This window comes from Actinoallomurus bryophytorum, from assembly GCF_006716425.1.
Lineage (GTDB): Bacteria > Actinomycetota > Actinomycetes > Streptosporangiales > Streptosporangiaceae > Actinoallomurus > Actinoallomurus bryophytorum.
In genome coordinates, this window is the sequence record NZ_VFOZ01000002.1 from 903,714 (window position 1) to 926,561 (window position 22,848).

Consider the following 22,848-nt stretch of genomic DNA (forward strand, 5'->3'; position numbering starts at 1 on the left):
GATCTTGGTCGGTGAGTGTGGGTTGATAGCGTGTCATGGTGCGTCGTCATGAGTTGAGTGATGCCGCGTGGGCGCGGATCGAGCCGTTGTTGCCTGCTCATCCGCGTCAGGGCGGGCGGTGGCGGGATCACCGGCAGGTGGTCAACGGAATCGTGTGGAAGATCCGCACGGGCGCCGATTGGCGGGACATCCCGGAACGGTATGGGCCCTGGCAGACGGTCTATCAACGGTTCAGCCGCTGGTCAGCCGATGGCACCTGGAACCGCCTGCTCGAACACGTCCAGATCCGCGATGATGCGATCGGTGAGGTGGACATGACGGGTGTGTGCGTGGACTCCACCATCGTGCGCGCTCATCAGCATTCCGCAGGCGCCCGCAAAAAGGGGACCCTGCCGGGACGAACGGGCAGCAAGATCACCAAACGGACCGAGCGCTCGGACGATCCCGCGGCGGGCTGACCACCAAGGTCCACCTGGCCTGTGACGGACGCGGCCTGCCGCTGGCGTTCGTGATCACGGGCGGCAACATCAACGACTGCACCCGCCTGATCCAGGTCATCGAAGCGATCCGGATCCCCCGCACCCACGCGGGGCGGCCGCGCGTCCGGCCGACCCACCTCATCGCCGACAAGGGCTATTCCACCAACAAGATCCGCCTCTACCTGCGCCGCCGCCGGATCCCGCACACCATCCCCGAACGCCGTGACCAACTCGCCGTGCGCGCCCGGCGTGGTTGGCGCCGCTGCGGCTTCGACAAGGAGATCTACCGGCGCCGCAACGTCGTCGAACGCTGCTTCGGCCACCTCAAACGCTTCCGCGGACTCGCCACCCGCTACGAAAAACTCGCCGCTCATTACCGGAGCGTGGTGACCATAGCCAGCCTCATCTTGTGGCTCAACCAAGATCCACAAAACAGGCCCTAGGCCGCGTTCCTTGGTGGTCCCCCCGCGTCGTGAGCGTGGAACGGGATGGAACGCCATCAGTGACGACGGCAACGATCGATCTCAACAGCAATGGAGACACCATGAAGCTGCGACGTACGCTACTGGCGGCGCTGTCCCTCGCGGGCGCACTGTCGACCGTTCTGATGGCCACACCGGCGCACGCCTTCGCGGGCGGACCGATCATCAACTCCGGCGTCTTCAGCGCCGATCTCCGCCTGTGCCTGACGCCGAACGGATTCGACGAAGGTGCGGTGGTCAGCCAGGAGCAGTGCAACGGGCTGACCGGCCAGGCGTGGACTCCCGTGCTCCTCGACAGCGGAAGCCACTTCAGCTTCGTCAGCGCGGGGACCGGCAAGTGCCTCGACGTCCAAGGCGGTCGCGCCCTCGACCACTCGACGATCGTGGTGCGGACGTGCAACGGCAGCAGCGGCCAGCGGTGGTCCATGCAGGGCACGCCGAACGGCGCCGCGGCCGAGCTGCGGTCGGGGGTCGCCGGCACCAACACCCACTGCCTCGACCTCCCCGGGAACACGCACGCGCCGCACGCGTCCATGCAGCTCTTCACCTGCAACAACACCGTGGCGCAGCGGTGGCTCTTCTGAGCCGCCCGCCGCTGTGCTCCTGACGGTGGATCAGCGGGGGTGGGCGTGGCCGCGTGAACCGGCCGCGCCCACCCCTCAGCCGGTCACCTGGCGTCTTTCGGTACGCCGTACGGACGTCAGGAACCGCTCGGTCCCCTCGATCACACGGGCGGCCCGGTAGGACGGGAAGAGGTCGAACGCGTGCTGAGCGCCCTTCATCTCGGCGTACAGCACCGGCGCGGCCGAGGTCCGCCTCAGGCGCTCGGTGAAGGAGCGCGCCTGAGCGACCGGGACGAGGGTGTCCAGGTCGCCGTGGACGATCAGAAACGGTGGCGCGTCCTCGCGGACCCAGTGCACGGGCGAGGCCCGGTCGTACGCCTCCGGGTCGTCGGCGCGCGTGGTCCCCATGACGTGACGCTCCAGGAATGAGGCGAAGCGCCGGGACGCCCGGTCGAGAAGGCCGGACATGTCGTACACGCCGTAGAACGGCACGGCCGCACGTACCGAGGTGTCCACGTCCGTGAAGCCCGGCTGGTAGTCCGGGACGTTCGCGGTGAGCGCGACCAGGGCGGCGAGGTGGCCGCCCGCCGAACCACCCGTGACGCACAGGAAATCGGGGTCGGCGCCGTGTTCCTCCGCGTGTTCGCGGTACCACCTGATCGCACGCTTGAGGTCGATCAGGTGATCGGGGAACTTCACGCGCGGGCTGAGCCGGTAGTCCACGTTGATGCCGACCCAGCCGTTGGCGGCGAGATGGTTCAGCAGCGGGATCCCCTGTTCCCGCTTGCTCCCGACCAGCCATGCCCCGCCGTGCACCTCCATGATCCCCGGGCGGAGCCCGCCCGGCTCGGACGGCTTGTACACGTCCAGGCGCATGACCGGATCGTCCCCGTAGGCGATGTCGCGGACGCGCGTCACGCCGCGCCGCCGCGTCATGAGAAAGGGAATGATCACCTGGCTGCGGGGGAACGCCGGGGCCCGCTCACCGGGGTCGAGCTCCAGCTCCGCGCCGGCCTCACGTACGGTCAGCGTCGTACGGCGCGCCCGGATCATGACGACGGCCAGCCCGGCCCATCCGGCCACCGTGGCGGCGAGCCCGAGCCATCCTGGCAGGCCGTCCAGGCCGCCCCAGGACAGGAGCAGCGCGGTGACCAGGACCTCCAGCGTGAGCACCCACGGGGCCAGCTCGATGGTGAGCCACGCGGCGAAGAAGCCCGGGATGAGGAGCACGAGCCCGCGCCGGGGGCGGATGGCGTTGGCCGCGGTGAGCAGAGCGAGGACTCCGGAGGCGAGCAGGACGTAGGGCATTGTCCCTCCGCTACGTAGGGGTGGCGCCCTTACCTTCCCCCGGTGAGCGATCGCCGACAATGTGATCGCTCGCACACTCGCGATCCGGCGGCCCGCCCGTCACCGCCCGCCCCCGATCTGCGACGCTGGGCGTGATGAGCACACTCGAAAACGACCTGCGCGGCACTCTCGAGGGCGAGGTCGACTTCTCCGTACGACGGCGGGCCGAGTACTCCTACGACGCGTCCGTGTACCGCCGCGTGCCTCTCGGCGTGGTGTTCCCCCGCACGACCGAGGACGTCGCCGCCGCGGTACGCGCGGCACGCGAGCACGACGTGGCGCTCACCACACGGGGCGCGGGCACGAGCATCGCGGGCAACGCCATCGGCGAGGGACTGGTCCTGGACCTCTCCCGCCACCTGAACCGCATCGTCGAGATCGACCCCGAGCGGCGGATCGCGCGAGTGCAGCCCGGCGTCGTCCTGGCCCGGCTCAACGCGGCCGCGGGCGCGTACGGGCTGCGGTTCGGCCCCGACCCGTCCTCGGGTAGCCGCTGCGTGCTCGCCGGCATGATCGGCAACAACGCCTGCGGGACCCGCGCGCTCGTCTACGGGCGCACCTCCGACAATGTCGAGTCGCTCGACGTCCTGCGCTACGACGGCACCTCGCTCACGGTCGGGGCGCACAAGGAGGAGACCGGCGACCCCCTGATCGAGGGGCTGCGGGCACTGCGCGACCGGCACCTGGGCACGATCCGCACGTCGCTGGGCCGGTTCCCCCGTCAGGTGTCGGGCTACGGGCTGGAGCACCTGCTCCCGGAGAACGGCTTCCACGTCGCACGTGCCCTCGTCGGTAGTGAGGGCACCTGCGCGCTGACACTCGGCGCCACCCTGCGGCTCGTCTCCGAACCGGACACGAAGGTCCTCGTCATCGCCGGGTTCCCCGACTTCGTCGCGGCCGGCGAGGCCGTTCCGCGCGTGCTCACGCACGGGCCCAGCGCGTGCGAGGGGCTGGACGCGCAGATCGTCCAGATGGCGCGCGGCGCCGACCGCTCCGGGCTGCCGGACGGCACGTCCTGGCTGCTCATCGAGCTCACCGGGGACGACGCGGAGGATCGGGCGCGGACGCTGGCAGAGGAGTTCCCCGGGGCCCTGGTGGAGACCGACCCGGCCCGGCAGGCGGCGGTGTGGAAGATCCGCACGGACGGCGCGGGCCTGGCGACGCGGGCGCCGGACGGCTCGCAGGCCTGGCCCGGCTGGGAGGACTCGGCCGTCCCGCCGGACCGCCTCGGCGCGTACCTGCGTGACCTGCGCGAGCTGTTCGGCCGGTTCGGCGTGCACGGCGCCGCGTACGGGCACTTCGGCGAGGGCTGCCTGCACATCCGGATCGACTTCGACCTGGCGACCGAACGCGGCCGCGCGACGTTCCGCGAGGTCATCGTGGAGGCGACCCGACTGGTCGCCTCCCACGGCGGTTCGCCGTCGGGCGAGCACGGCGACGGGCGGGCACGCTCGGAGGTGCTGCCGCTGGTGTACGACGGCGAGACGATGCGGGCGTTCGCGGAGTTCAAGGGCGCCTGGGATCCGGACGGCCGGATGAACCCGGGGATCCTCGTCGACCCCGAACCCGTCGACGACCGCCTCCGTACGGAGGGCATGGCGCCGGCACCGCGCACGTTCCTGCCGTTCGCCGCGGACGGCGGCGACTTCCGGCAGGCGCTGCACCGCTGCGTCGGCGTCGGCAAGTGCCGCAGCGACCAGGGCGGCGTCATGTGCCCGAGCTACCGTGCCACGCGCGACGAGAAGGACTCCACCCGCGGACGGGCACGGGCGCTGGAGGAGATGCTCCGCGGCGACCTGGACACCGAGGGCTGGCGGTCGTCGTCGGTACACGACGCCCTGGACCTGTGCCTGTCGTGCAAGGGCTGCTCCTCCGACTGCCCGGTGAGCGTCGACATGGCGACGTACAAGTCGGAGTTCCTGCACCATCACTACCGGCGGCGGATCCGGCCGATGGCGCACTACTCGATGGGCTGGCTCCCGCTGTGGCTGCGGCTGGCCCGGGGGCCGCTCCGCGCCGCCTCCTCCCCCGGCCGTACCGCACGTGCCCTGGCCGGACTCGGCAAGCGTCTCGGCGGCGTGGCGCCCGAGCGCGACCTGCCCGCTCCCGCGCGCCGCCCCTTCACCCGCTGGTTCAGGCGGCGTACGGCCCCGGCCGGCGACCGGCCCCAGGTCCTGCTGTGGCCCGACACCTTCACCAACTACTTCACCCCCTCGGCGGGACGCGCCGCCGTACGGGTACTGGAGGACGCCGGGTACGAGGTGCTCGTCCCTTCCGCCAATGTCTGCTGCGGACTCACCTGGATGAGCACCGGACAGCTGAAGGTCGCCCGCGACGTGGCCCGCCGTTCACTCGACGCCATCCACCCGTACGCCGCGCGCGGCATCCCGATCGTCGGCCTGGAGCCGAGCTGCACCGCCGCGCTGCGCTCCGACTGGGAGAAACTGCTGCCGGACGATCCGCGCGTCGCGGACCTGCGGGTCCGCACGTTCGCCGAACTGCTCGAGGAGGCCGGCTGGTCGCCGCCCCACCAGCCGCGCAAGGCCATCGCGCAGATCCACTGTCACCAGTACGCCGAACTCGGCCAGGACGCCGACCTGCGCCTGCTCGCCAAGGCCGGGGTGGAGGTCGAGATCCCGGACGCCGGCTGCTGCGGGCTGGCCGGCAACTTCGGCTTCGAACGGGGCCACTACGACGTGTCAGTGGCGGTGGCCGAACGCGTCCTCGCTCCTGCGGTGCGTAAGGCCGCGCCTGAGACGATCGTGCTCGCGGACGGGTTCAGCTGCCGCACCCAGATCGAACAGCTCACGGGCCGTACGGCGGTCCACCTCGCCGAGGTCCTGCTGCCGCCGGAAGCGTCGTCCGAGCGGTGATTCGCCGCATCGGCGGTGGGGGCGTGGTCGGCACGACATGGCGCTGCTGTGGGCCGGATCCTGGGTGCCGGCCGGGGCTCGTACACGGCACCATGTGACGGACGCGGCTTTCCGAGGAGGACCCAGAATGCAGACCCTCACGTCGGTGGTGGGCGGCCGGGCGCTGCCCGCCGGCGGCCGTACCGTGCGCTCCCTCAACCCGGCCGACCTTTCCGACGTCGTGGCCGAGGTCGGGCTCGCGCGGCCGTACGAGGTCGTCGGCGCGTGCCGTACCGCGAAAGAGGCGCAGCGCGCCTGGGCCGCCGTGCCCGCTCCCGTACGCGGGCGGGTGATCTCGAGTATCGGCCGGCTGGTCGAGGCCAACAAGGAACGCCTCGCGCGGCTCGTCACGCGGGAGATAGGCAAGCCGTACGCCGAGGCGCTCGGCGAGGTGCAGGAGATCATCGACACCTGCGACTTCTTCCTCGGTGAGGGCCGGCGGCTCTACGGGCAGACGGTCCCTTCGGAGATGCCGGACAAGCAGTTGTTCACCTTCCGCGTCCCGGTCGGCACCGCCATGATCATCACGGCCGGCAACTTCCCGGTCGCGGTGCCGTCCTGGTATCTCGTCCCGGCGCTGCTGTGCGGCAACACCGTCGTCTGGAAGCCCGCCGAGTACGCCGCGGCGTCGGCCGCGGCGTTGTACGAGCTGTTCACGCACGCGGGTCTGCCCGAAGGAGTGCTCAACCTCGTGCACGCCGACGGCGGGGACACCTTCGCCGGGCTGTCGGACGCCCTCGTGGCGCGGGTCGTGGACAAGGTCGGCTTCACCGGGTCGTCTCGGGTCGGGTCGCGGATCGGGTCGCTCTGTGGCCTGCACCTCCAGAAGCCCTGCCTGGAGCTGGGCGGCAAGAACCCGATGGTGGTCGCCGAGGACGCCGACCTCGACCTCGCCGTGGAGGCCGCGCTGTTCTCCGGCTTCGGCACCGCCGGTCAGCGCTGCACCTCGCTCGGCACCGTGATCGTGCACGAGTCGGTGCACCAGGACTTCGTCCGCCGCTTCGACGCCGCCACGCGCGCCGCGCCGGCCGGCGACCCCACCCAGGACGTGGTGTTCGGCCCGATGCTCGCCGAACGGTTCGCCGAATCGTACGAGAAGTACCTCGGCTGGATCGGGGACCACCCGACGTACGGCTCGACCGGCGTCGGCCGGATCACGCCGGACAACCCGCGCGAGGGGTTCGTGGGCGACCCGGCGAAGGGGCTCTACTACCACCCGGTGATCGTCGACGGGGTGACGCGCGACGATGAGCTGTTCCGCCAGGAGACCTTCGGCCCGATCGTGGGCGTGATGCCGTACACCACGCTGGACGAGGCGATCGAGCTGGCCAACCTGCCGGGGTACGGCCTGTCGTCGGCGATCTACACCACCGATCCGGCGAAGGTGTTCGCCTTCCGCGCCGGGATCGGCGCGGGGATGGTCAGCGTCAACAACTCCACCTCCGGCGCAGAGGCGCACCTGCCGTTCGGCGGCAACGGCCGCTCCGGCAACGGCAGCCGCCAGTCCGGGCAGTGGGTACTGGACGAGTTCACCCGCTGGCAGTCGCTCAACTGGGACTACTCGGGACGCCTGCAGAAGGCGCAGATGGACGTCGCCACCATCGAGCCGGACCTGCACTTCCGCCTGGAGTCCTGACCGGTTATCCACAGGTTCGCCGCGACCTACCCTCCCTGCCGTTCAGCCTGGACACTGGAAGTGGGCTGGAGCCCCCTGGGCGGGCGGGGAGTCCTTGGGCGGGGAGTCCTTGGGCGGGGAGTCCTTGGGCGGGGAGTCCTTGGGCGGGGAGTCCTTGGGCGGGGAGTCCTTGGGCGGGGAGTCCTTGGGCGGGGAGTCCTTGGGCGGGGAGTCCTTGGGCGGGGAGTCCTTGGGCGGGGAGTCCTTGGGCGGGGAGTCCTTGGGCGGGGAGTCCTTGGGCGGGGAGTCCTTGGGCGGGCGGGGAAGGCATGGGCGGGCGGCGCGTGCTCGGGCAGACGGGAGTCGGTTCACCGTCCGGGACGGATCTCCCCCGAGCCGCGGGCGATGTAGCGGGTCGGCACTACCGCGTGCCGTGCTGGAAGGTCGTCGTCGCCGCCGCGGAGGCGGCCGAGGAGCAGGTGGGCGGCCGTACGCCCGACTCGGGCGGGGTCCTGGGAGACGACGGAGATCCCGGGCGCCAGCATGTCGGCGACCGGGAAGTCGTCGAAGCCGATGAGGGCGACCTGGTCCTGGCGGCCCGCGTCCTGGAGGGCGCGGCGGGCGCCGATGGTGAGCAGGTTCTGTGCGGCGAAGACGGCCGTCGGCGGGTCGCCGGCGGCGAGGAGTCGCGCCGTCACCGCGCGCGCCTCCTCGGCGCCGTGCAGGTCGCGGTGGACCAGCCGGTCCTCGACCGTCTCGCCCGCCTCCGCCTGCGCGCCGGCGTAGCCGGCGTACCGCTGCCGCGCGGTCCAGATGGCGTCCAGGTCGCCGAGGAAGGCGATCCGCCGGTGCCCGAGGGCGCGCAGGCGGCGTACGGCGGCCCAGGTTCCGTCACGGTTGTCGACGGTTACCGTGTCGACGCGGTCGATCTCGACGAGCCGGTCCGCGCACACCACGGGGGTGCCCTGCCGCCGGACCGCGGCGAGCTGCTCGTCCGTCCGTCCCGTGGGGAGCACGATCAGCCCGTCCACCCGGCGCATCGTGAAGGCGTCGATGAGCTCGCGTTCACGGTCCGGATCCTCGTCGCTGCTGCCCGCCAGGACCAGGATCTCCTCGTCGCGGGCGGCGTCCTCGACCGCGCGGTGCAGCACCGACGAGAACGGGTTGGCGACGTCCTCCAGGACCAGCGCGATGGTGGCGGTACGGCGGTCGGCCCGCCGCAGGCTGCTGGCGGTGACATCGTGCCGGTAACCGAGGGCGCGTGCCGTCTCGGTTACGCGCCGTACGAGCTCGGGGGCGACACCGGGCTTGCCATTGATGACGCGCGAGACGGTCGCCAGGCCGACGCCCGCCCGCCTGGCGACATCCCGCATCGTCGCCGAACGCCGCACCGACCTCCCCGGCGGACCTGCACCGGCGCCGGCCTGCCCCGCCTCACCCGGGCCGGCGCCCGGCCCCGGCTCCGTCTCCCCCGGCACCCGTTCCTCCCCCGCCGAACCGGAACCGGTGCCAGCGGCCCCCGGCTCGCCCGACACCCACTCACGCCCCACCGCACCGGAACCCGCGGCAGCCGCCTCACCCAGCACCCGTTCCTGACCCGCCGAACCCGAACCCGCGCCACCCGCCCCCGCCCCGCCCGACACCCACTCACGCCCCACCGCACCGGAACCCGCGGCAGCCGCCTCACCCAGCACCCGTTCCTGACCCGCCGAACCCGAACCCGCGCCACCCGCCCCCGCCCCGCCCGACACCCACTCACGCCCCACCGCACCGGAACCCGCGGCAGCCGCCTCACCCAGCACCCGTTCCTGACCCGCCGAACCCGAACCCGCGCCACCCGCCCCCGCCCCGCCCGACACCCATTCCTGACCCACCGAACCGGTGCCGGAGGCAGCCGCCCCCTCCTGCGGCGCCCGCTCGACCCCCTCGTCCGGCATTTCCGCGCCGCTGCCCGGCGCCTCTTCCTCCCCCTTACCTGGCATCCGTTCCTCCCCCGCCCGAGCCCGGCCGATCAATATGCGGGCTGCCTCTGGACAGCCCCACATTCGCGATTTACGTTCTTGGAAACGTTTCCTGAAAACGTTTCCTACACGTGCCGCCAACTGTCAAGTCACGCGCCGCACGGCGTGCGGCGTGCTGGGAGGAGTCGGTATGAAGTACGGGATCTCGTCACGCCTCGGGTGTTTCGCGGCGGTCCTGGCGCTGTCAATCACCGCGGTCGGATGCGGCTCCGGCGCCAAGGGATCGAACAAGGACATCACGATCGGCCTCATCACCAAGACCGACACCAATCCATTCTTCGTGAAGATGAAGGAAGGCGCCGAGAAAGAGGCCAAGGCCAAAGGCGTCAAGCTGATGACCGCGGCCGGAAAGTTCGACGGCGACAACGCGAGCCAGGTCACCGCGATGGAGAACATGATCGCCGCCGGGGTCAAAGGCATCCTGATCGTCCCGAGCGACACCAAGGCGATCGTGCCGAGCCTCGCGAAGGCGCGTGCCAAGGGCATCGACGTGATCGCGCTCGACACGCCTCCCGACCCGCAGAGCTCCGCCGACGCGCTGTTCGCCACCGACAACCTCACCGCCGGCACGCTGATCGGCAAGTACGCCAAGAGCGTCGAGGGCGCCAAGCCGGTCAAGATCGCGATGCTGGACCTGAACCCGGGGATCACCGTCGGCGTGCTCCGGCACAACGGGTTCCTCCAGGGGTACGGGATCACCGGCAGCGACCCGAGCATCGTCTGCACCCAGTACACCGCCGGTGACCAGGCCAAGGGCCAGACCGCGATGGAGAACTGCCTGCAGAAGGACCCCGGTATCAACCTCGTCTACACGATCAACGAGCCGGCCGCGCTGGGCGCGTACACGGCGCTCAAGGCGGCCGGCAAGACCGCGACGACGATGATCGTGTCGATCGACGGCGGGTGCTCCGGCGTCAAGGCCGTTCAGTCGGGACAGATCGCGGCGACCGCGCAGCAGTACCCGCTGAAGATGGCAAGCCAGGGCGTGGACTCCATCGTCGCCTGGGCCAAGGGCGGCAAGAAGGCGAGCGGCTACACCGACACGGGCGTCAACCTCATCACCGCGAAGCCACAGCCGGGACTGGACTCCAAGGACGTCCAGTTCGGCCTGGCCAACTGCTGGGGCTGAGCAAATGTCCGACACGACCGAGACGAGCGTCACGGACCGCACCGAGCAGGTGCGGTCCGCCTCCGCGAAGGTCACCCGCTTCGCCACGCTGCCGACCGTGGGCCCCCTCGCGGCGCTCCTGCTGGCCTGCCTGTTCTTCTCGCTGAGCACCGACCGCTTCCTGACCGGCGGCAACCTCTCGCTGGTCGTCCAGCAGGTGATGGAGGTGGGCACACTCGCCATCGGCCAGACGGTGGTGATCCTCACGGCCGGCATCGACCTGTCGAACGGCGCGGCGATGGCGTTCGGCACCATCGTGATGACCCGGCTCGCGGTCGGCGGCCTGCCGGCCCCGTTGGCGATCCTGCTGGGCATCGGCGTGTGCGCGGCGTTCGGCGCGCTGAACGGCACGCTGGTCACGATGGCCCGGCTGCCCGCGTTCATCGTCACCCTCGGCACGCTGAACATCGCCTTCGCCCTGACCCACATCTACTCCCGCGACCAGACGATCACCGGACTGCCGAAGACACTGACCGCGCTCGGGCAGACGTTCCCGCTGGGCAACACCGACGTCACGTACGGGTCGGTGGTCATGCTCGCGATGTTCGTCATCGGCTGGTACGTGCTCCGGTTCACCGCCGCCGGCCGCCACGTGTACGCGGTCGGGGACAACCCGGAGGCGGCCAGGCTCAGCGGCATCTCGACGCGCCGCCTGCTGATCACGGTCTACACCGTCGCCGGCGCCATCTACGGCGTCGCCGGGCTGCTCCTGGTCGGCCGTACCGCGGTCGGCGACCCGCAGGCCGGCCAGACCGACAACCTCGACAGCATCACGGCGGTCGTGCTGGGCGGGGTCAGCCTGTTCGGCGGGCGGGGCAGCATCATCGGCGTGCTGTTCGGCGCGCTCATCGTCGGGGTCATCCGCAACGGACTGCAGCTGATGGGCGTCGCCTCCATCTACCAGGTGCTCATCACCGGAATCCTGGTCATCCTCGCCGTCGGCGTCGACCAGCTGGCCCGGAGGAGGCGCGCATGAGCGAGCGAACCAACGAACACAACGCGTCGGATCGCCCCTCCGGCGAAGGCGGTCTCATGAGCGAGCGGAGCGAGTGAATCAATGAACACAGCACGTTGGGTCGCCCCTCCGACGAAGGAGGTCACGTGAACCCGGTCCTGGAGGCGCACGGCCTCGTCAAGCGCTACGGGCACGTCACGGCGCTGGCCGGAGTGGACCTCGAGCTGCTGCCCGGGGAGATCCTCGCCGTGATCGGCGACAACGGCGCCGGAAAGTCCAGCCTGATCAAGGCGCTCTCGGGCGCCCTCATCCCGGACGAGGGCCGGATCCTGCTCGACGGGCGGCCGGTGCACTTCCACAACCCGGCCGACGCCCGGCGCGCGGGCATCGAGACGGTCTACCAGGACCTCGCCGTGGCGCCGGCGCTGGACATCGCCTCCAACCTGTTCCTCGGCCGCGAGCTGCGCCGCAAGGACCTGGTCGGGCGGGTCTTCCGCATGCTCGACGCGAAACGGATGCAAGCCGAGGCGAGTTCGCACATGCGGGACCTGAAGATCGGGATCGGCTCCATGAGCCAGGCGGTCGAGACGCTGTCCGGAGGTCAGCGGCAGGGCGTCGCGGTGGCGCGCAGCGCGGCCTTCGCCCGCCATGTCGTGATCATGGACGAGCCGACCGCCGCGCTCGGGGTCAAGGAGACGGGCATGGTCCTCGACCTGATCCGGGGCGTACGCGAACGCGGGCTGCCGGTCATACTGATCAGCCACGACATCCCGACCGTGTTCGACGTCGCGGACCGGGTCCACATCCAGCGCCTCGGACGGCGTGTGGCGGTGGTGGAGCCCGGGGACGTCGACATGGCCGAGGCCGTCGCGATCATGACGGGCGCGGCACGGGGCAACGAGCCCGGCCCCGCCTGACGCCACCGAGCACCTGACGCACAAGGAGCAGTGACCTGTCACCCATGAGACCGGTGCGTACGGCAAGAGCCGGCCGATGACATGATCCGCCGCATGAGGAGCCGCGCCTTGCCCGCCGATGACACCCGGACCGTCGCCGTCGCCGGTGAGTGCGTCGTCGACCTGGTCACCGGCGAGCCCGGTCGTCCGTACCTGGCGCTGCCGGGCGGGAGCCCGGCGAATGTCGCCGTCGGGCTCGCCCGGCTCGGCGTGCCGACGCGAATGATCGCCCGCATCAGCTACGACACGTACGGGCGATCGCTCCGCGACCATCTGACCGGCAATGGCGTGGACACCGAGACCGTGGTGGTCGCGCGTGAGTCGTCGTCGGTGGCCTTCGTCCACCACGACGCGGACGGCGTGCCAACGTTCGACCTGCGGCTCGACGGCACGGCGGACTGGCAGTGGACCGAGGCCGAGGTGGCCGGGCTGCGCCTCGGCCGCCTGTCCGCGCTGCACATCGGCTCGCTCGCGCTGGTGATGCCGCCGGGCGCGGACGTGCTCGCCGGGCTCGCGCGACGGGTACGCGACGAGGCGACGATCAGCTACGACCCGAACTGCCGGCCGGCCGTGATGGACGGCGTCCCCGGCGCCCGCCCCCACATCGAGGCGCTCCTGCGCGTCGCCGACGTCGTGAAGGTGAGTGACGCGGACCTGGCGTGGCTGCGGCCGGACGACGACCACGAGGGCTTCGCCGGCGAGCTGATCGAGGCGGGGGTGAGCGTCGTCGCGGTGACGCACGGCGCGGCCGGGTCCGTCGTGACCGGGCGGCGTTGCCCGCCGCGGCGGGTGCCCGCCTACCGCGCGGGGGGAGTCGCCGACACGGTCGGGGCCGGTGACTCCTACATGAGCGCGGTACTGGCCGGACTGGCCGGCCGCGGACTGCTGGGCGCCGATCGCCGCGACGCGCTCCGCTCGGCCGAGGCCCCGGTACTCGCCGAGATCTTCGACGAGGCGGCCCGCGCCGCCGCGCTGACCTGCACCCGGCGCGGGGCGGATCCGCCGACGCGCGAGGAGCTCGACGCGTTTCACCCATCGGACGCGTGATGTCCGAATCACGGGATCGCGGCAGCGATACACGGGATGTGACGAGGGACTACGCGGACAAACAACCATAGAAGCGCTTAGATGGTGCAAGCTATGTTGCTATGCAACATCGGCACCAGACGACGCGGCGTCCCCCAAACGCCTACGACTTGGATGAGCTGACCGACTCATACGATTCGAAGCGCGACCCGTATGCCGGTGACTTCGAGGAGCCCAAGCGATCACGCGCCTTCGGCCTGATCAAGCGGGTGGCCACGAGCACCGTGGTGATCATGACGCTGATCGTCGTACTCGTGCTCGGCATCGTCGCGAAGACCAACTTCGGCAAGGGCAAGCCCCCTCCCGGCGCGGCGGCGGACACCTCCCTCAACGAGATGCTGAGCCAGATGTCCAACCAGCAGATGGACCCGGTCGTCGCCGGAGCCGAGGCGAACGCGAGGCGGCGGGCGTACGAGAAGCAGGTCGCGCTCGAGAAGGCCGCCGAGAAGAAGAGGAAGGCCAGGGCCAAGGCGCTGAAGGAGAAGCGCGAGTGGGAGGCGCTCAAGAGGAGGATGAGCAACGACCCCAGCGCCGCGGAGAACCAGGCCTACGCCAAGAAGATGAACGCGCTCAAGGGCTGGGGCGGCTGCTGGAGCTCGCTGCTGACGATGTGGAACCACGAGAGCGGCTGGAACGAGCACGCGAGCAACCCCGGCAGCGGCGCGTACGGCATCCCGCAGGCCCTGCCCGGCTCCAAGATGGCCTCGGCCGGCCCCGACTGGCACAACAACGCGATGACCCAGATCGCGTGGGGCCTCAGCTACGTCGGCGCACGCTATGGCGACCCGTGCAGGGCGTGGTCGTTCTGGCAGGCACACAGCTGGTACTGAGCCGGAGGAGGCGCGCCTACCGGTGAGGGAGCTTCGCGGCCACGGAGCGGACGAACTCCGGGAGCACGTCGTCCACCCAGTACGTGCGCGCCTCGACCTTCTTCGGCTGCCCCACGAAGCTGTCGATGTACAACGACGGGCCCGCGCTCACGGAGAAGGCGATGTGCGGCAGCCGGCAGTAGTAGTCGGGCGCGGCACGCACGCACTCGAGCGTGCCGAGCCCGCCCGGCACCCTCGGCCTTGATCCCGCCAGTGAGTCGTAGTTGTCCTTGACCGTGTCGGTGTCGCCGACCGCGATATCCTCGACGCGTACGAGGTCGGGCTGTGCGTGCTTGTTCTTCTCGGTCCCGGCGACCCAGAACCTCGTCTCACACGAGCTGCCCGGTGCGTCACGGTCGTCGCCGTCGCCGTCGCCGAGGTTCGTGACCTTGATCTGCTGCTCGCGCGGCGTCTGCACGACCTTGGTGACCTGGGGCAGGATCGCCCGCAGGTCCGCGGCGGTGAGCAGCTCGCACGCCTTGGGCCAGCTGTCGAAACGGGTCAGGCCGTCGGCCTCGGCGGGCGCGAGCGACATCGGGGTCGCGCCGATCCGTGGCGTGGCCACCCGGATCGCCGGCGTCGTCCGCTCCGCCGCCGGCGTGCACCCGGCCATCAGCGCGGTGGCCGTCAGCGCGGCGGCCGCGGCCGGCACTCGTATCCCTGACATGACATCCGCGACCCTAACCGGCGATGCGCCGGGCGCACCCGCCCTGGCGCCGCGACACGCGGCCACGATCGTGGCCGCGTGTCACCGGCACGTGCCGCCGTCGTGACGGGACGGCGGCCGCCCGTACGCGCCTGGGCGCCGTGCGGGCGGAACTCAGCCGCAGGCCAGCAGCGGGGGCTCGGAGCCGTCCTGCCGCTCCGGCACCTCGCCGTCGATCTCGCGCTGGGCGTACAGCTCACGCAGGGCCTTCAGCAGGGGAGCGTCGCTCTCCTGCTGCCCGTCGACGTACTGGATCGCCTCGGTGAGTTCCTCAGCCGTCAGCTGGGACAGCGGCTTACCGCTGGATCTCCATAGTGGTCTGACGCCATCGTTCATCTGCACGAACCCCTCTTCCCCCGTGCCCCGGCCGAGTCGATCGGCACACCCGCCGGGTATGTGAAGCATGACAAGTCCACGTACGACGCCAACGCCGTCTGGATGGTTTCAATGCCGAACCGTGACCACTGATACCTGTCTGTGATTTCCGGTGTTCACCCTCGCCGAGGTGAGGGCACCGCTGTCGAGGGCCCCGTCGCCGGGGCGATCTCGGCGGTGCACTCCGGGCAACGCCGCGCCCGCAGCGGGATGCTCCGCGTGCACTCGGGGCAGTCGCGCTCGATGGCCTCGGCGTTGCGCTCGAAGAGCTGCAGGAACCGGGCGACCGGCAGCACGATGACGAAGTACACGACCGCCGCCGAGATGAGAAACGAGATCACCTGGGTGAGGAACGCGCCGTACTGAAAATCCGCCTTACCTACGCTCAGCACCAGCCTGTTGAAGTTGGGCTTGCCGCCGACCAGGGCGAGCAGTGGGTTGACGAACGAGTTGACGAACTGTTTGACCAGATCGCTGAACTGCGTACCGATCACCACCGCGACGGCCAGGTCGACGAGGTTCCCGCGCAGGATGAACTTCCGGAAACCGCTCATGATCTAAAGGTGCCCTCCATAACGGACTTGTGCATGATCTTCCCGACCCGCCGAAAGAACGCGGCGACCGGTCGGTAGCTCGGCGCAAGAGCGTAGCGGCGTAGCGCTCCCGGCAATGCCTACATCGTCGGTTAGGCTCCGATGATGACCGATCTCACGGACTTCGCCAGGCTGGCCGCCGCGGAGCACGGACTCTGCGTGGTCTCGACCGTACGGTCCGATGGCAGCGTGCAGTCGACCGTCGTCAACGCGGGCATCCTGACTCATCCGGTGACCGGGGCCCAGGTCGTCGGCTTCGTCGTACGGGGCGGGACGAGGAAACAGGCCAACCTTCGCGCCCGGCCACGCACCACCGTCGTCGCACGTGGCGGCTGGCAGTGGGCCGCCGCCGAGGGACCGGTCGAGCTCGCCGGCCCCGACGACGCCCTTCCCGGATTCGATGCCGGCGGCCTGCCGCGACTCCTGCGAGACGTCTTCACCGCCGCGGGCGGGGACCACGACGACTGGGACGCCTACGACCGGGTCATGGCCGAGGAGCGCCGCACCGCCGTGCTGGTCACCCCGGACCGCGTCTACTCCAACCCCTCCTGAGCACGGCCACGTGACCGAGCGAAGCGAGGGAACCGACAAGCACAGCACCTTGGTCATTCCTCCGACGAAGGAGGGCACGTGACAGGCGAACACCGCTACCTGCTGGACAACGCGCGAGCGGAGGCGGGGACGCGTTTCGCCGCGCTGTCGGCGATCTTCGATCCGCCGACGTTCCGGCGGATCGGCGAGCTCGGGATCAGGGCCGGATGGCGGTGCTGGGAGGTCGGCGCGGGCGGGCCGTCCGTCCCACGGTGGCTGGCGGAGCGTGTCGGGCCCACCGGCCGGGTCCTCGCGACCGACATCGACGTCTCCTGGACCCTCGAGGCCGCGAGCCCGGTGGTCGAGGTACGCCGCCACGACGTCGCGCGCGACGAACCCCCGGCCGAGACCTTCGACCTCGTGCACGCGCGCCTGGTGCTGGTGCACCTCGCCGACCGCGAGCGGGCGCTCCGGTCGATGGTGGCGGCCCTGCGTCCCGGTGGCCGGCTCCTGCTGGAGGACGCCGACCCGGCGCTGCAACCGCTGAGCGCCCCGTACGAGAGCGGGCCGCGGGAGCGGCTGGCCAACCGGATCCGGATCGGGTTCCGCGCCATGCTGGCCGAGCGCGGCGCCGACCTGGCGTACGGGCGGCGGCTCCCCGCCCTGCTGCGCGCGGCGGGCCTGGCCGACGTGGCGGCCGAGGCGTACTTCCCGATCGCCTCCCCCGCCTGCGACCTGCTGGAGACGGCGACCATCGCGCACATCCGCGAGGGCCTCGTCACCGGCGGGCACGCGACCGAGGAGGACGTCGACCGGCACCTGGCGAACATCGCGGACGGCGGCATGGACCTCGCCACCGCACCGATGATCTCCGCCTGGGGGCGCGCGGAAGAGAAGTGAAACCGTCCGGCGCCGCCGCCCGTCTGACATTCGGGCGGCTCTCGTGGCGGGGGTGGCGATGCAGTTCATCGAGTCGAGCATCGTGGGTGTGCGGTCGTCCGTGCTCACCCTCGAACGCCGGGCGAGCCCGATGCGGTTCGCGCTCTTCCCCATGGTCCACGTCGCGGAACGCTCCTTCTACGACGAGGTCACCGCCCGCGTCAGGGATTGCGCGCTCATCGTGGCCGAGGGCCTCGGAGAGGGCGGCGCGCCCGTGCAGCGCCGGATGGCGCGGATCCGCCTCGACGACCTCGTCGACCAGACCGTCGCGCTGGACCTGGACTCGCTCGGGATCCCGGTCTTCTGGGAGTACGCGCGGCGTCCGCCGCGGACGTCGGCCGAACGGCTGACCGAGACCGCCACGGACTCCTTCGGCGCGATCGCCCTGCGTGTTCTCGGGCGCTACGGCGATCCGATCCACCTGCCGAACCTCGATGAGTCGGACGACCACGACGACCGCTGGACGGAGGGCCGGTTCAACCGGTGGATGCGCGACCGCGTCGTCGACCGCCGCGACGAGGCCCTGGTCCGCAGGCTGGCCTCCGTCCACCGGGAGTGCCACGACCAGCCGATCACGGTGGCGGTGGTGTACGGCGCCGGGCACATGCCCGCGGTCGTGGAGTACCTGCGCGGGGAGTTCGGCTACTTCGTCCAGGACGCCGAGTGGCTGATCGTCCGCAACGCCCCCTCCTGACCTTCCCCGAGGGTCAGGAGGGGCGGCGCAGGTGGGCGAGGGCGTCCGCGAGAGAGATCTCGAAGTCGTCGCGGTCGGGGGCCCAGCGTTCGAAGACCGCCGCGGCGGCGCGGGCGAGGTCGTCGGGCAGGCCGGCATCGCGGAACGTCGCGGCCCCCTCCTCCATCTCCGGCGCCCAGCGCCAGGCACGTGCCGCCGCGCTGGGCAGCCGCTCCGGCGCCGCGAGCTGAGAGAGGGTCAGCCGCCGCGCCTCGGTCATCAGCTCCTCGCCGACGCCGTGCGCCTCCGCGAGGGCGTGCGAGACCGCGGCGAGCGCGGCCGACGCCTTGTTGTAGGACCCGAACGCCATCTTGAGCGCCGACGCGCGCCCGACCTCGCCCTCGACGGCGACCGTCTCCACCGCCGTTCCGGTGAACAGCGCGGCGACCTCGGCGGCCCTGCGGGACTCACCCGAGAGGTAGAGCCGTGCACCGGCCGACGGCGAGGGTGGCGGCCCGATGACGCAGCCGTCCAGCGCGGCGTCGAACCGCGAGGCGATCCTCGCGGTGCGTGCCGGGCTGATGGCGTTCGCCTCGACGTACAGGCCGCCGAACCCGGCCCGCGCGACGGCGTCCGCGACCTCCTCGGCCGCGGCGGGCGGGCACAGCGAGATGATCAGATCACTCTCGGCGACCAGCGCCGCCAGATCGGGGACCGGATCGAGCCCCGCCTCCGCGGCCCGGCGCACGGTCGCCTCGCTCCGCCCGTCCCGGCACCAGACCACACGCGTACCGGCGCCGGCCAGCTCACGGCCGACCGCCGCCCCCATCCGCCCCGGATGCACCAGACCGACCGTCACCACACGCTCACTCCCTGCTCCAACGCGTTCTCCTCCGGTCATGTCGTCGCTCCGGGTGTGTGCCCCCCGGCTGCGGCGCGTACCTCGGCGAGCACCTCGTGGACGGGACGGCCCGCCGCACGTGCCGCGGCGAGCGCCTCGTCGTACTCCGGCTGGACCGTCACGACCCGGTCCCCGAGCAGCCCGCGCTTGACGCCGACCGTGGCACCCCCGGCCGGCACCTCGACGCGGTCGCGGCGGAGCGAGCGCCGCTCGACCGTGGAGATCCGCACACCGAGCGTGGTGGTCTGTTCGAAGACCACGCGGCACACGGTGTCGAGGCGTTCCGGGTCGACCAGGACGCTCAGGACCTGGCCGGGCCGGCCCTTGCGCATCAGCGCCGGCGAGCACCAGGCATCGGCGGCACCGGCCGAGCGCAGCGCCTCCAGGACCTCCGGCCACAGCCGCGGGTCGAGGTCGTCGATCGTGCTGTCCACCCGGCGCAGCTCCCCCGACTCCCAGCCGGCGGCGGCCGAGGACTCCCCCACCACCACGCGCAGGACGTTCGGATGCCCCTGTGGGTCGGCGGTCCCGGCTCCCGTCCCGACGGAGGCCGGAACGCAGTCGGGCACCGGGCCCCAGCCGGTGGCGAGCGTGGCGAGCAGGGCCGCGCCGGTCGGCGTGCAGAGCTCCATCGACGCGGGATGCGAGCGCAGGGGCGCGCCCGCCTCGGTCAGGAGCTCGAGCACGGCGGGCACCGGAACCGGCAGCGGGCCGTGCGCGGCGCGTACGACACCCGACCCGGCGGCCACCGGCGACACGACGCGGATCGCGGGTCCCAGCAGGTCCAGGGCGTGCAGCGCGAGCGCGCACCCGGTGACGTCGGCGATCGCGTCCAGCGCGCCCACCTCGTGAAAGTGGATCTCGGGGACGTCCACGCCGTGCACCCGCGCCTCAGCCCGCGCCAGCCGCTCGAAGACGGCCAGCGCGAAGTCCAGCGCGGGCGGCGGCAACGCGGCCGCCGACAGGATCGAGACGACGTCGGCGAGGTTCCGCGAGACGTGGTCGGCCGGTACGCGCACGTCCGCGTGCAGGGCGCGCAGGCCGTGCCGCCGCACCTGGTCCACACCGACGTCGAGGGGGCCGACGGCGAGGCCGGCCAGGCCCGAACGTACGGCCTCGAGGTCTGCGCCGGCGTCCAGCAGCGCCGCGAGCAGCATGTCGCCGGCCGCGCCGTTGCCGGCGTCCACCCAGAGCGTCCTCACTCTGACGTCCCGGAGGTCCTGGCCGTCCTGCGCGCGATACGGGCGGCCGCGACCCCGGCACCGAAGCCGTTGTCCACGTTGACCGTCACGACCCCGGGCGCGCAGCTGTTCACCGTGGCGAGCCAGGCCGTGACGCCGTCGAGGTTCCAGCCGTAGCCGACGCTGGTCGGGACGGCGATCAGCGGCACGCCGACCAGGCCGCCGAGCACCGACGGCAGCGCCGCCTCCATGCCGGCGACCGCGACGACCACGTCGGCCTCGTTGATCCGGTCGAGCTGGGCCAGCAGCCGGTGCAGGCCTGCGACGCCGACGTCCACGATCTCGTCGGGCTCGGCGCCGAAGACACGGGTGGTCGTGGCGCACTCGCGTACGACGGGCAGGTCCGAGGTGCCGGCGGCGACGATCGCGACCCGGCCCTTCGTCTCGCGTTCGCCGAGCACCGCCGTACGGCCGACCGGGTCGAGCACGGCCTCCGGCAGCCGCTCGGCGCATTCGGCCATCGCGGCCTCGGACAGCCGCGTGGCGAGGATCGCGCCGCCCGGATGCGCCTCGTGCAGGGCTCGCAGCGCGGCCACGATCTGTGCCGGGGTCTTGCCCTGGCCGAACACGACCTCCGGATCACCGGTGCGTGCGGCGCGTGCGGTGTCCAGGCGGGCGAAGCCGAGATCGGTGACTCCATCAGGCTGAGATACCGTCATCGGAGTCCCTCGACTGATACGTGTTGCATGGTGGACGTTGTGGTCCTCTCCGACGATCTACTGGCTGAAATGGCAGGCTACGGCAGAACGCTGGTGGCGTTCTCCGGCGGTGTCGTACTCACCACGGCAACGCCCGCGCTCGGGACCGGCCAAATCGCCGCGGTATCGGCCGTCTCGCCGTCCCTGCCCGCCCTGAACTGATCGCCCGGCCGCCCGCCGGTCAGGGTCTTCGCGCCGCCGCCCGCCGGCAACCCCCCGATCCGCAGCCACGGTCGTTGATCAGCGACCTGTACGCCCTGGGTGGCGTGTTCGCCGAGCTGTGGGATGTCGCGTCCGGCGTGTTGGACGGACCGGCTCGATGTCCCCTACGGATGCGGCGGGGAGACCACGTTCGACAAGGATGTGCTGGCGTTCGCTACCGGACGTGATCGCGGTCTCCCCCGACTACGATCGCCACCCTCAGTTGCGGCCGCGGTTCGACATGGTGCGGGCAAACCTGGCCGATACCGGGCCAGGTGCCGGAGTGACCCGGCCGGCCCTGCTCGACCTGGCGCTGACCCAGTACCTGACCGAGTGGCGTCTGTCCTTTGCCGCCCGCCTGCTGCGCGAGACCGACGCCCGTTGGCGGTGATCGCGCGCCGGGTCGGTTACTCCACCGAATTCGCGCTGAGTCACGCTTTCCGCCGGGCGTACGGCGTTCCTCCCGGGCGCTTCCGCGTCATGGGCGATCCTTCGCCGGACAACCCGGCGGACGCGACCCGGCTCAACGCCGGGCGGTGATGACGCGCGCGGTCGCCGGTAGGCGATATCCACCGGAGGGGGTCCGGTGCTCCTCGATCATGTCGGCCATCACTTCGCGCGCGCCGGCACGCTGACCGGCGCTGAGTGAGTCGAACAACGGCTTGAGCGCGCCGAAGCCGGCATCGAACTCCCACCACGCCTCAAAGTCCGGATACTCGGTCTCCCACTGAAACCACTCGGCTTCGATGTCCAGGAAACCCGCGTCCGTGAGGTAACCCTCGAACGCACCAGGCCGCGCCGACTCGCTGAAGACCACCTCCATGTCGGGAACCGCACCCTCCGGAAGCAGCCGACGCAGCACCGACAGCCCGATCCGGGTGTACGGGCTGTCGGCCAGGTCACTCCAGGTAGCGATGCTCAGTGGCCCGCCGCGTCGTAGTATTCGGGCGGCCTCCCGTGCCACCACGTCGAACGGAGCCGTTCCGGGCAGGAACATCCCCATCCGGGAGATGATCGCGTCGACGCTGCCATCGGCGAGGTCAAGACCGGCCATCGACATCGTCCGGAACTCGACGGGCAGGTTCTGCGCGGCCGCACCGGCCCGCCCGGCATCCAAAACCGTGGGGTTGACATCGATCGCGGTGACCCGGAGATCGAGGCGGCGGCGGGCCAGCGCGAGGCTCAGCTCGCCGGTGCCACAGGCCAGTTGGACGACATGTGCGCCCTTCGGCAGACCTTCCACCGGAGCAAGCAACGGATCGGCCAGTCCGGCCAGCAGCCTCATGATGTTGGTAGACGCATCGTTTGCCGTAGACACCACGGACGATCCCCCTGAGAAAAACACAACGTGCGGTCGGGTACAACGCGTCCATTGAATCCGGTGTTCGGCCTCCTGAACCATGCTCCGATGACCGGCGACCATACGACTGCGCACCGCGGACGCCGCCACGAGGGACAATCCGTCCGTTGACGGACCGGCTATGCCCTACAGCCTGAATCCGTGCTCCACGCCAATACGACACACAACGTCGGTGGC

The 22,848-nt window shown here is 71.2% G+C and carries 23 protein-coding genes and 1 pseudogene; 14 read left to right on the forward strand and 10 right to left on the reverse strand.

Features of this window, described 5'->3' with window-relative positions; all coding sequences use genetic code 11:
• Positions 1 to 35: 35 nt before the first annotated feature.
• Positions 36 to 922: pseudogene (locus tag FB559_RS40195) on the forward strand (IS5 family transposase).
• Positions 923 to 1,023: 101 nt separating this feature from the next.
• Complete coding sequence (locus FB559_RS40200) at positions 1,024 to 1,545, forward strand: RICIN domain-containing protein (RefSeq protein WP_141962825.1); 522 nt, start codon at positions 1,024 to 1,026, stop codon at positions 1,543 to 1,545.
• 75 nt (positions 1,546 to 1,620) lie between these two features.
• Here the strand turns inward: FB559_RS40200 and FB559_RS40205 are convergent, their stop codons facing one another.
• On the reverse strand, positions 1,621 to 2,832 hold the full coding sequence (locus FB559_RS40205; protein WP_141962826.1) for an alpha/beta hydrolase: 1,212 nt from the start codon (positions 2,830 to 2,832) through the stop codon (positions 1,621 to 1,623).
• Between the two features lie 134 nt (positions 2,833 to 2,966).
• Between FB559_RS40205 and FB559_RS40210 the strand changes: the two genes are divergently transcribed.
• Together FB559_RS40210 and FB559_RS40215 are read left to right on the forward strand one after the other, a co-directional pair.
• Positions 2,967 to 5,744 carry an FAD-binding and (Fe-S)-binding domain-containing protein gene (locus tag FB559_RS40210; protein ID WP_141962827.1) on the forward strand — a complete coding sequence of 926 codons (2,778 nt, stop codon included), beginning with the start codon at positions 2,967 to 2,969 and terminating at the stop codon, positions 5,742 to 5,744.
• Positions 5,745 to 5,871: 127 nt separating this feature from the next.
• On the forward strand, positions 5,872 to 7,419 hold the full coding sequence (locus tag FB559_RS40215) for an aldehyde dehydrogenase family protein (RefSeq protein WP_141962828.1): 1,548 nt from the start codon (positions 5,872 to 5,874) through the stop codon (positions 7,417 to 7,419).
• Positions 7,420 to 7,461: 42 nt separating this feature from the next.
• On the opposite strand, the gene FB559_RS40220 is transcribed toward FB559_RS40215, so the two are convergent.
• Complete coding sequence (locus tag FB559_RS40220) at positions 7,462 to 7,770, reverse strand: hypothetical protein (protein ID WP_246122847.1); 309 nt, start codon at positions 7,768 to 7,770, stop codon at positions 7,462 to 7,464.
• Entirely contained in the window at positions 7,767 to 9,380 is a 1,614-nt protein-coding gene (locus tag FB559_RS45980; RefSeq protein WP_246122849.1) for a LacI family DNA-binding transcriptional regulator, read from the reverse strand. The genes FB559_RS40220 and FB559_RS45980 overlap by 4 nt, the downstream gene beginning before the upstream one ends.
• A 169-nt stretch (positions 9,381 to 9,549) precedes the next feature.
• Between FB559_RS45980 and FB559_RS40230 the strand changes: the two genes are divergently transcribed.
• From FB559_RS40230 to FB559_RS40250, 5 genes are all read left to right on the forward strand, one after another.
• Positions 9,550 to 10,548 (forward strand): sugar ABC transporter substrate-binding protein, encoded by a 999-nt coding sequence (locus FB559_RS40230; protein WP_141962830.1) that lies wholly within the window; start codon positions 9,550 to 9,552, stop codon positions 10,546 to 10,548.
• A 4-nt stretch (positions 10,549 to 10,552) separates the two neighbouring features.
• Entirely contained in the window at positions 10,553 to 11,563 is a 1,011-nt protein-coding gene (locus tag FB559_RS40235) for an ABC transporter permease (protein ID WP_141962831.1), read from the forward strand.
• Positions 11,564 to 11,688: 125 nt separating this feature from the next.
• Entirely contained in the window at positions 11,689 to 12,459 is a 771-nt protein-coding gene (locus FB559_RS40240; RefSeq protein WP_246122852.1) for an ATP-binding cassette domain-containing protein, read from the forward strand.
• A gap of 93 nt (positions 12,460 to 12,552) precedes the next feature.
• Complete coding sequence (locus FB559_RS40245; protein WP_141962833.1) at positions 12,553 to 13,545, forward strand: carbohydrate kinase family protein; 993 nt, start codon at positions 12,553 to 12,555, stop codon at positions 13,543 to 13,545.
• A 149-nt stretch (positions 13,546 to 13,694) separates the two neighbouring features.
• Positions 13,695 to 14,414, forward strand: coding sequence for an aggregation-promoting factor C-terminal-like domain-containing protein (locus tag FB559_RS40250; protein ID WP_141962834.1), 720 nt, complete (start codon positions 13,695 to 13,697; stop codon positions 14,412 to 14,414).
• Between the two features lie 16 nt (positions 14,415 to 14,430).
• Here the strand turns inward: FB559_RS40250 and FB559_RS44390 are convergent, their stop codons facing one another.
• The 3 genes from FB559_RS44390 to mscL all read right to left on the reverse strand — a co-directional run bounded on the left by FB559_RS44390 (position 14,431) and on the right by mscL (position 16,088).
• Complete coding sequence (locus FB559_RS44390; protein ID WP_185792703.1) at positions 14,431 to 15,120, reverse strand: hypothetical protein; 690 nt, start codon at positions 15,118 to 15,120, stop codon at positions 14,431 to 14,433.
• Between the two features lie 153 nt (positions 15,121 to 15,273).
• Positions 15,274 to 15,501, reverse strand: coding sequence for a hypothetical protein (locus FB559_RS40265; RefSeq protein ID WP_141962837.1), 228 nt, complete (start codon positions 15,499 to 15,501; stop codon positions 15,274 to 15,276).
• Between the two features lie 149 nt (positions 15,502 to 15,650).
• Positions 15,651 to 16,088: a large conductance mechanosensitive channel protein MscL gene (gene mscL, locus FB559_RS40270; RefSeq protein WP_141962838.1), complete on the reverse strand. Its 438-nt coding sequence runs from the start codon at positions 16,086 to 16,088 to the stop codon at positions 15,651 to 15,653.
• Positions 16,089 to 16,232: 144 nt separating this feature from the next.
• On the opposite strand from mscL, the gene FB559_RS40275 reads away from it, so the two are divergent.
• The 3 genes from FB559_RS40275 (at position 16,233) to FB559_RS40285 (ending at position 18,291) form a co-directional block, all read left to right on the forward strand.
• Positions 16,233 to 16,679 carry a TIGR03618 family F420-dependent PPOX class oxidoreductase gene (locus FB559_RS40275; RefSeq protein ID WP_141962839.1) on the forward strand — a complete coding sequence of 149 codons (447 nt, stop codon included), beginning with the start codon at positions 16,233 to 16,235 and terminating at the stop codon, positions 16,677 to 16,679.
• A 78-nt stretch (positions 16,680 to 16,757) separates the two neighbouring features.
• The gene (locus FB559_RS40280; RefSeq protein ID WP_141962840.1) at positions 16,758 to 17,558 is read left to right on the forward strand and encodes a methyltransferase domain-containing protein; all 801 of its coding nucleotides are present in this window, start codon (positions 16,758 to 16,760) and stop codon (positions 17,556 to 17,558) included.
• A gap of 52 nt (positions 17,559 to 17,610) precedes the next feature.
• Positions 17,611 to 18,291 (forward strand): TraB/GumN family protein, encoded by a 681-nt coding sequence (locus FB559_RS40285; protein WP_141962841.1) that lies wholly within the window; start codon positions 17,611 to 17,613, stop codon positions 18,289 to 18,291.
• A gap of 13 nt (positions 18,292 to 18,304) precedes the next feature.
• Here the strand turns inward: FB559_RS40285 and FB559_RS40290 are convergent, their stop codons facing one another.
• The 3 genes from FB559_RS40290 to larB are packed head-to-tail and all read right to left on the reverse strand — an operon-like array spanning position 18,305 to position 21,071.
• On the reverse strand, positions 18,305 to 19,132 hold the full coding sequence (locus FB559_RS40290) for a DUF1932 domain-containing protein (RefSeq protein WP_246122854.1): 828 nt from the start codon (positions 19,130 to 19,132) through the stop codon (positions 18,305 to 18,307).
• A gap of 35 nt (positions 19,133 to 19,167) precedes the next feature.
• The gene (larC, locus tag FB559_RS40295) at positions 19,168 to 20,373 is read right to left on the reverse strand and encodes a nickel pincer cofactor biosynthesis protein LarC (protein ID WP_141962843.1); all 1,206 of its coding nucleotides are present in this window, start codon (positions 20,371 to 20,373) and stop codon (positions 19,168 to 19,170) included.
• The gene (larB, locus tag FB559_RS40300; RefSeq protein WP_141962844.1) at positions 20,370 to 21,071 is read right to left on the reverse strand and encodes a nickel pincer cofactor biosynthesis protein LarB; all 702 of its coding nucleotides are present in this window, start codon (positions 21,069 to 21,071) and stop codon (positions 20,370 to 20,372) included. Before larB ends, larC begins: the two co-directional genes overlap by 4 nt.
• 27 nt (positions 21,072 to 21,098) lie before the next feature.
• Between larB and FB559_RS44395 the strand changes: the two genes are divergently transcribed.
• On the forward strand, positions 21,099 to 21,272 hold the full coding sequence (locus tag FB559_RS44395; RefSeq protein ID WP_185792704.1) for a hypothetical protein: 174 nt from the start codon (positions 21,099 to 21,101) through the stop codon (positions 21,270 to 21,272).
• Between the two features lie 157 nt (positions 21,273 to 21,429).
• Entirely contained in the window at positions 21,430 to 21,702 is a 273-nt protein-coding gene (locus FB559_RS45115; protein ID WP_425455128.1) for a cupin domain-containing protein, read from the forward strand.
• Between the two features lie 132 nt (positions 21,703 to 21,834).
• Here the strand turns inward: FB559_RS45115 and FB559_RS40310 are convergent, their stop codons facing one another.
• Positions 21,835 to 22,713 (reverse strand): class I SAM-dependent methyltransferase, encoded by an 879-nt coding sequence (locus tag FB559_RS40310; RefSeq protein ID WP_185792705.1) that lies wholly within the window; start codon positions 22,711 to 22,713, stop codon positions 21,835 to 21,837.
• Positions 22,714 to 22,848: the final 135 nt, after the last annotated feature.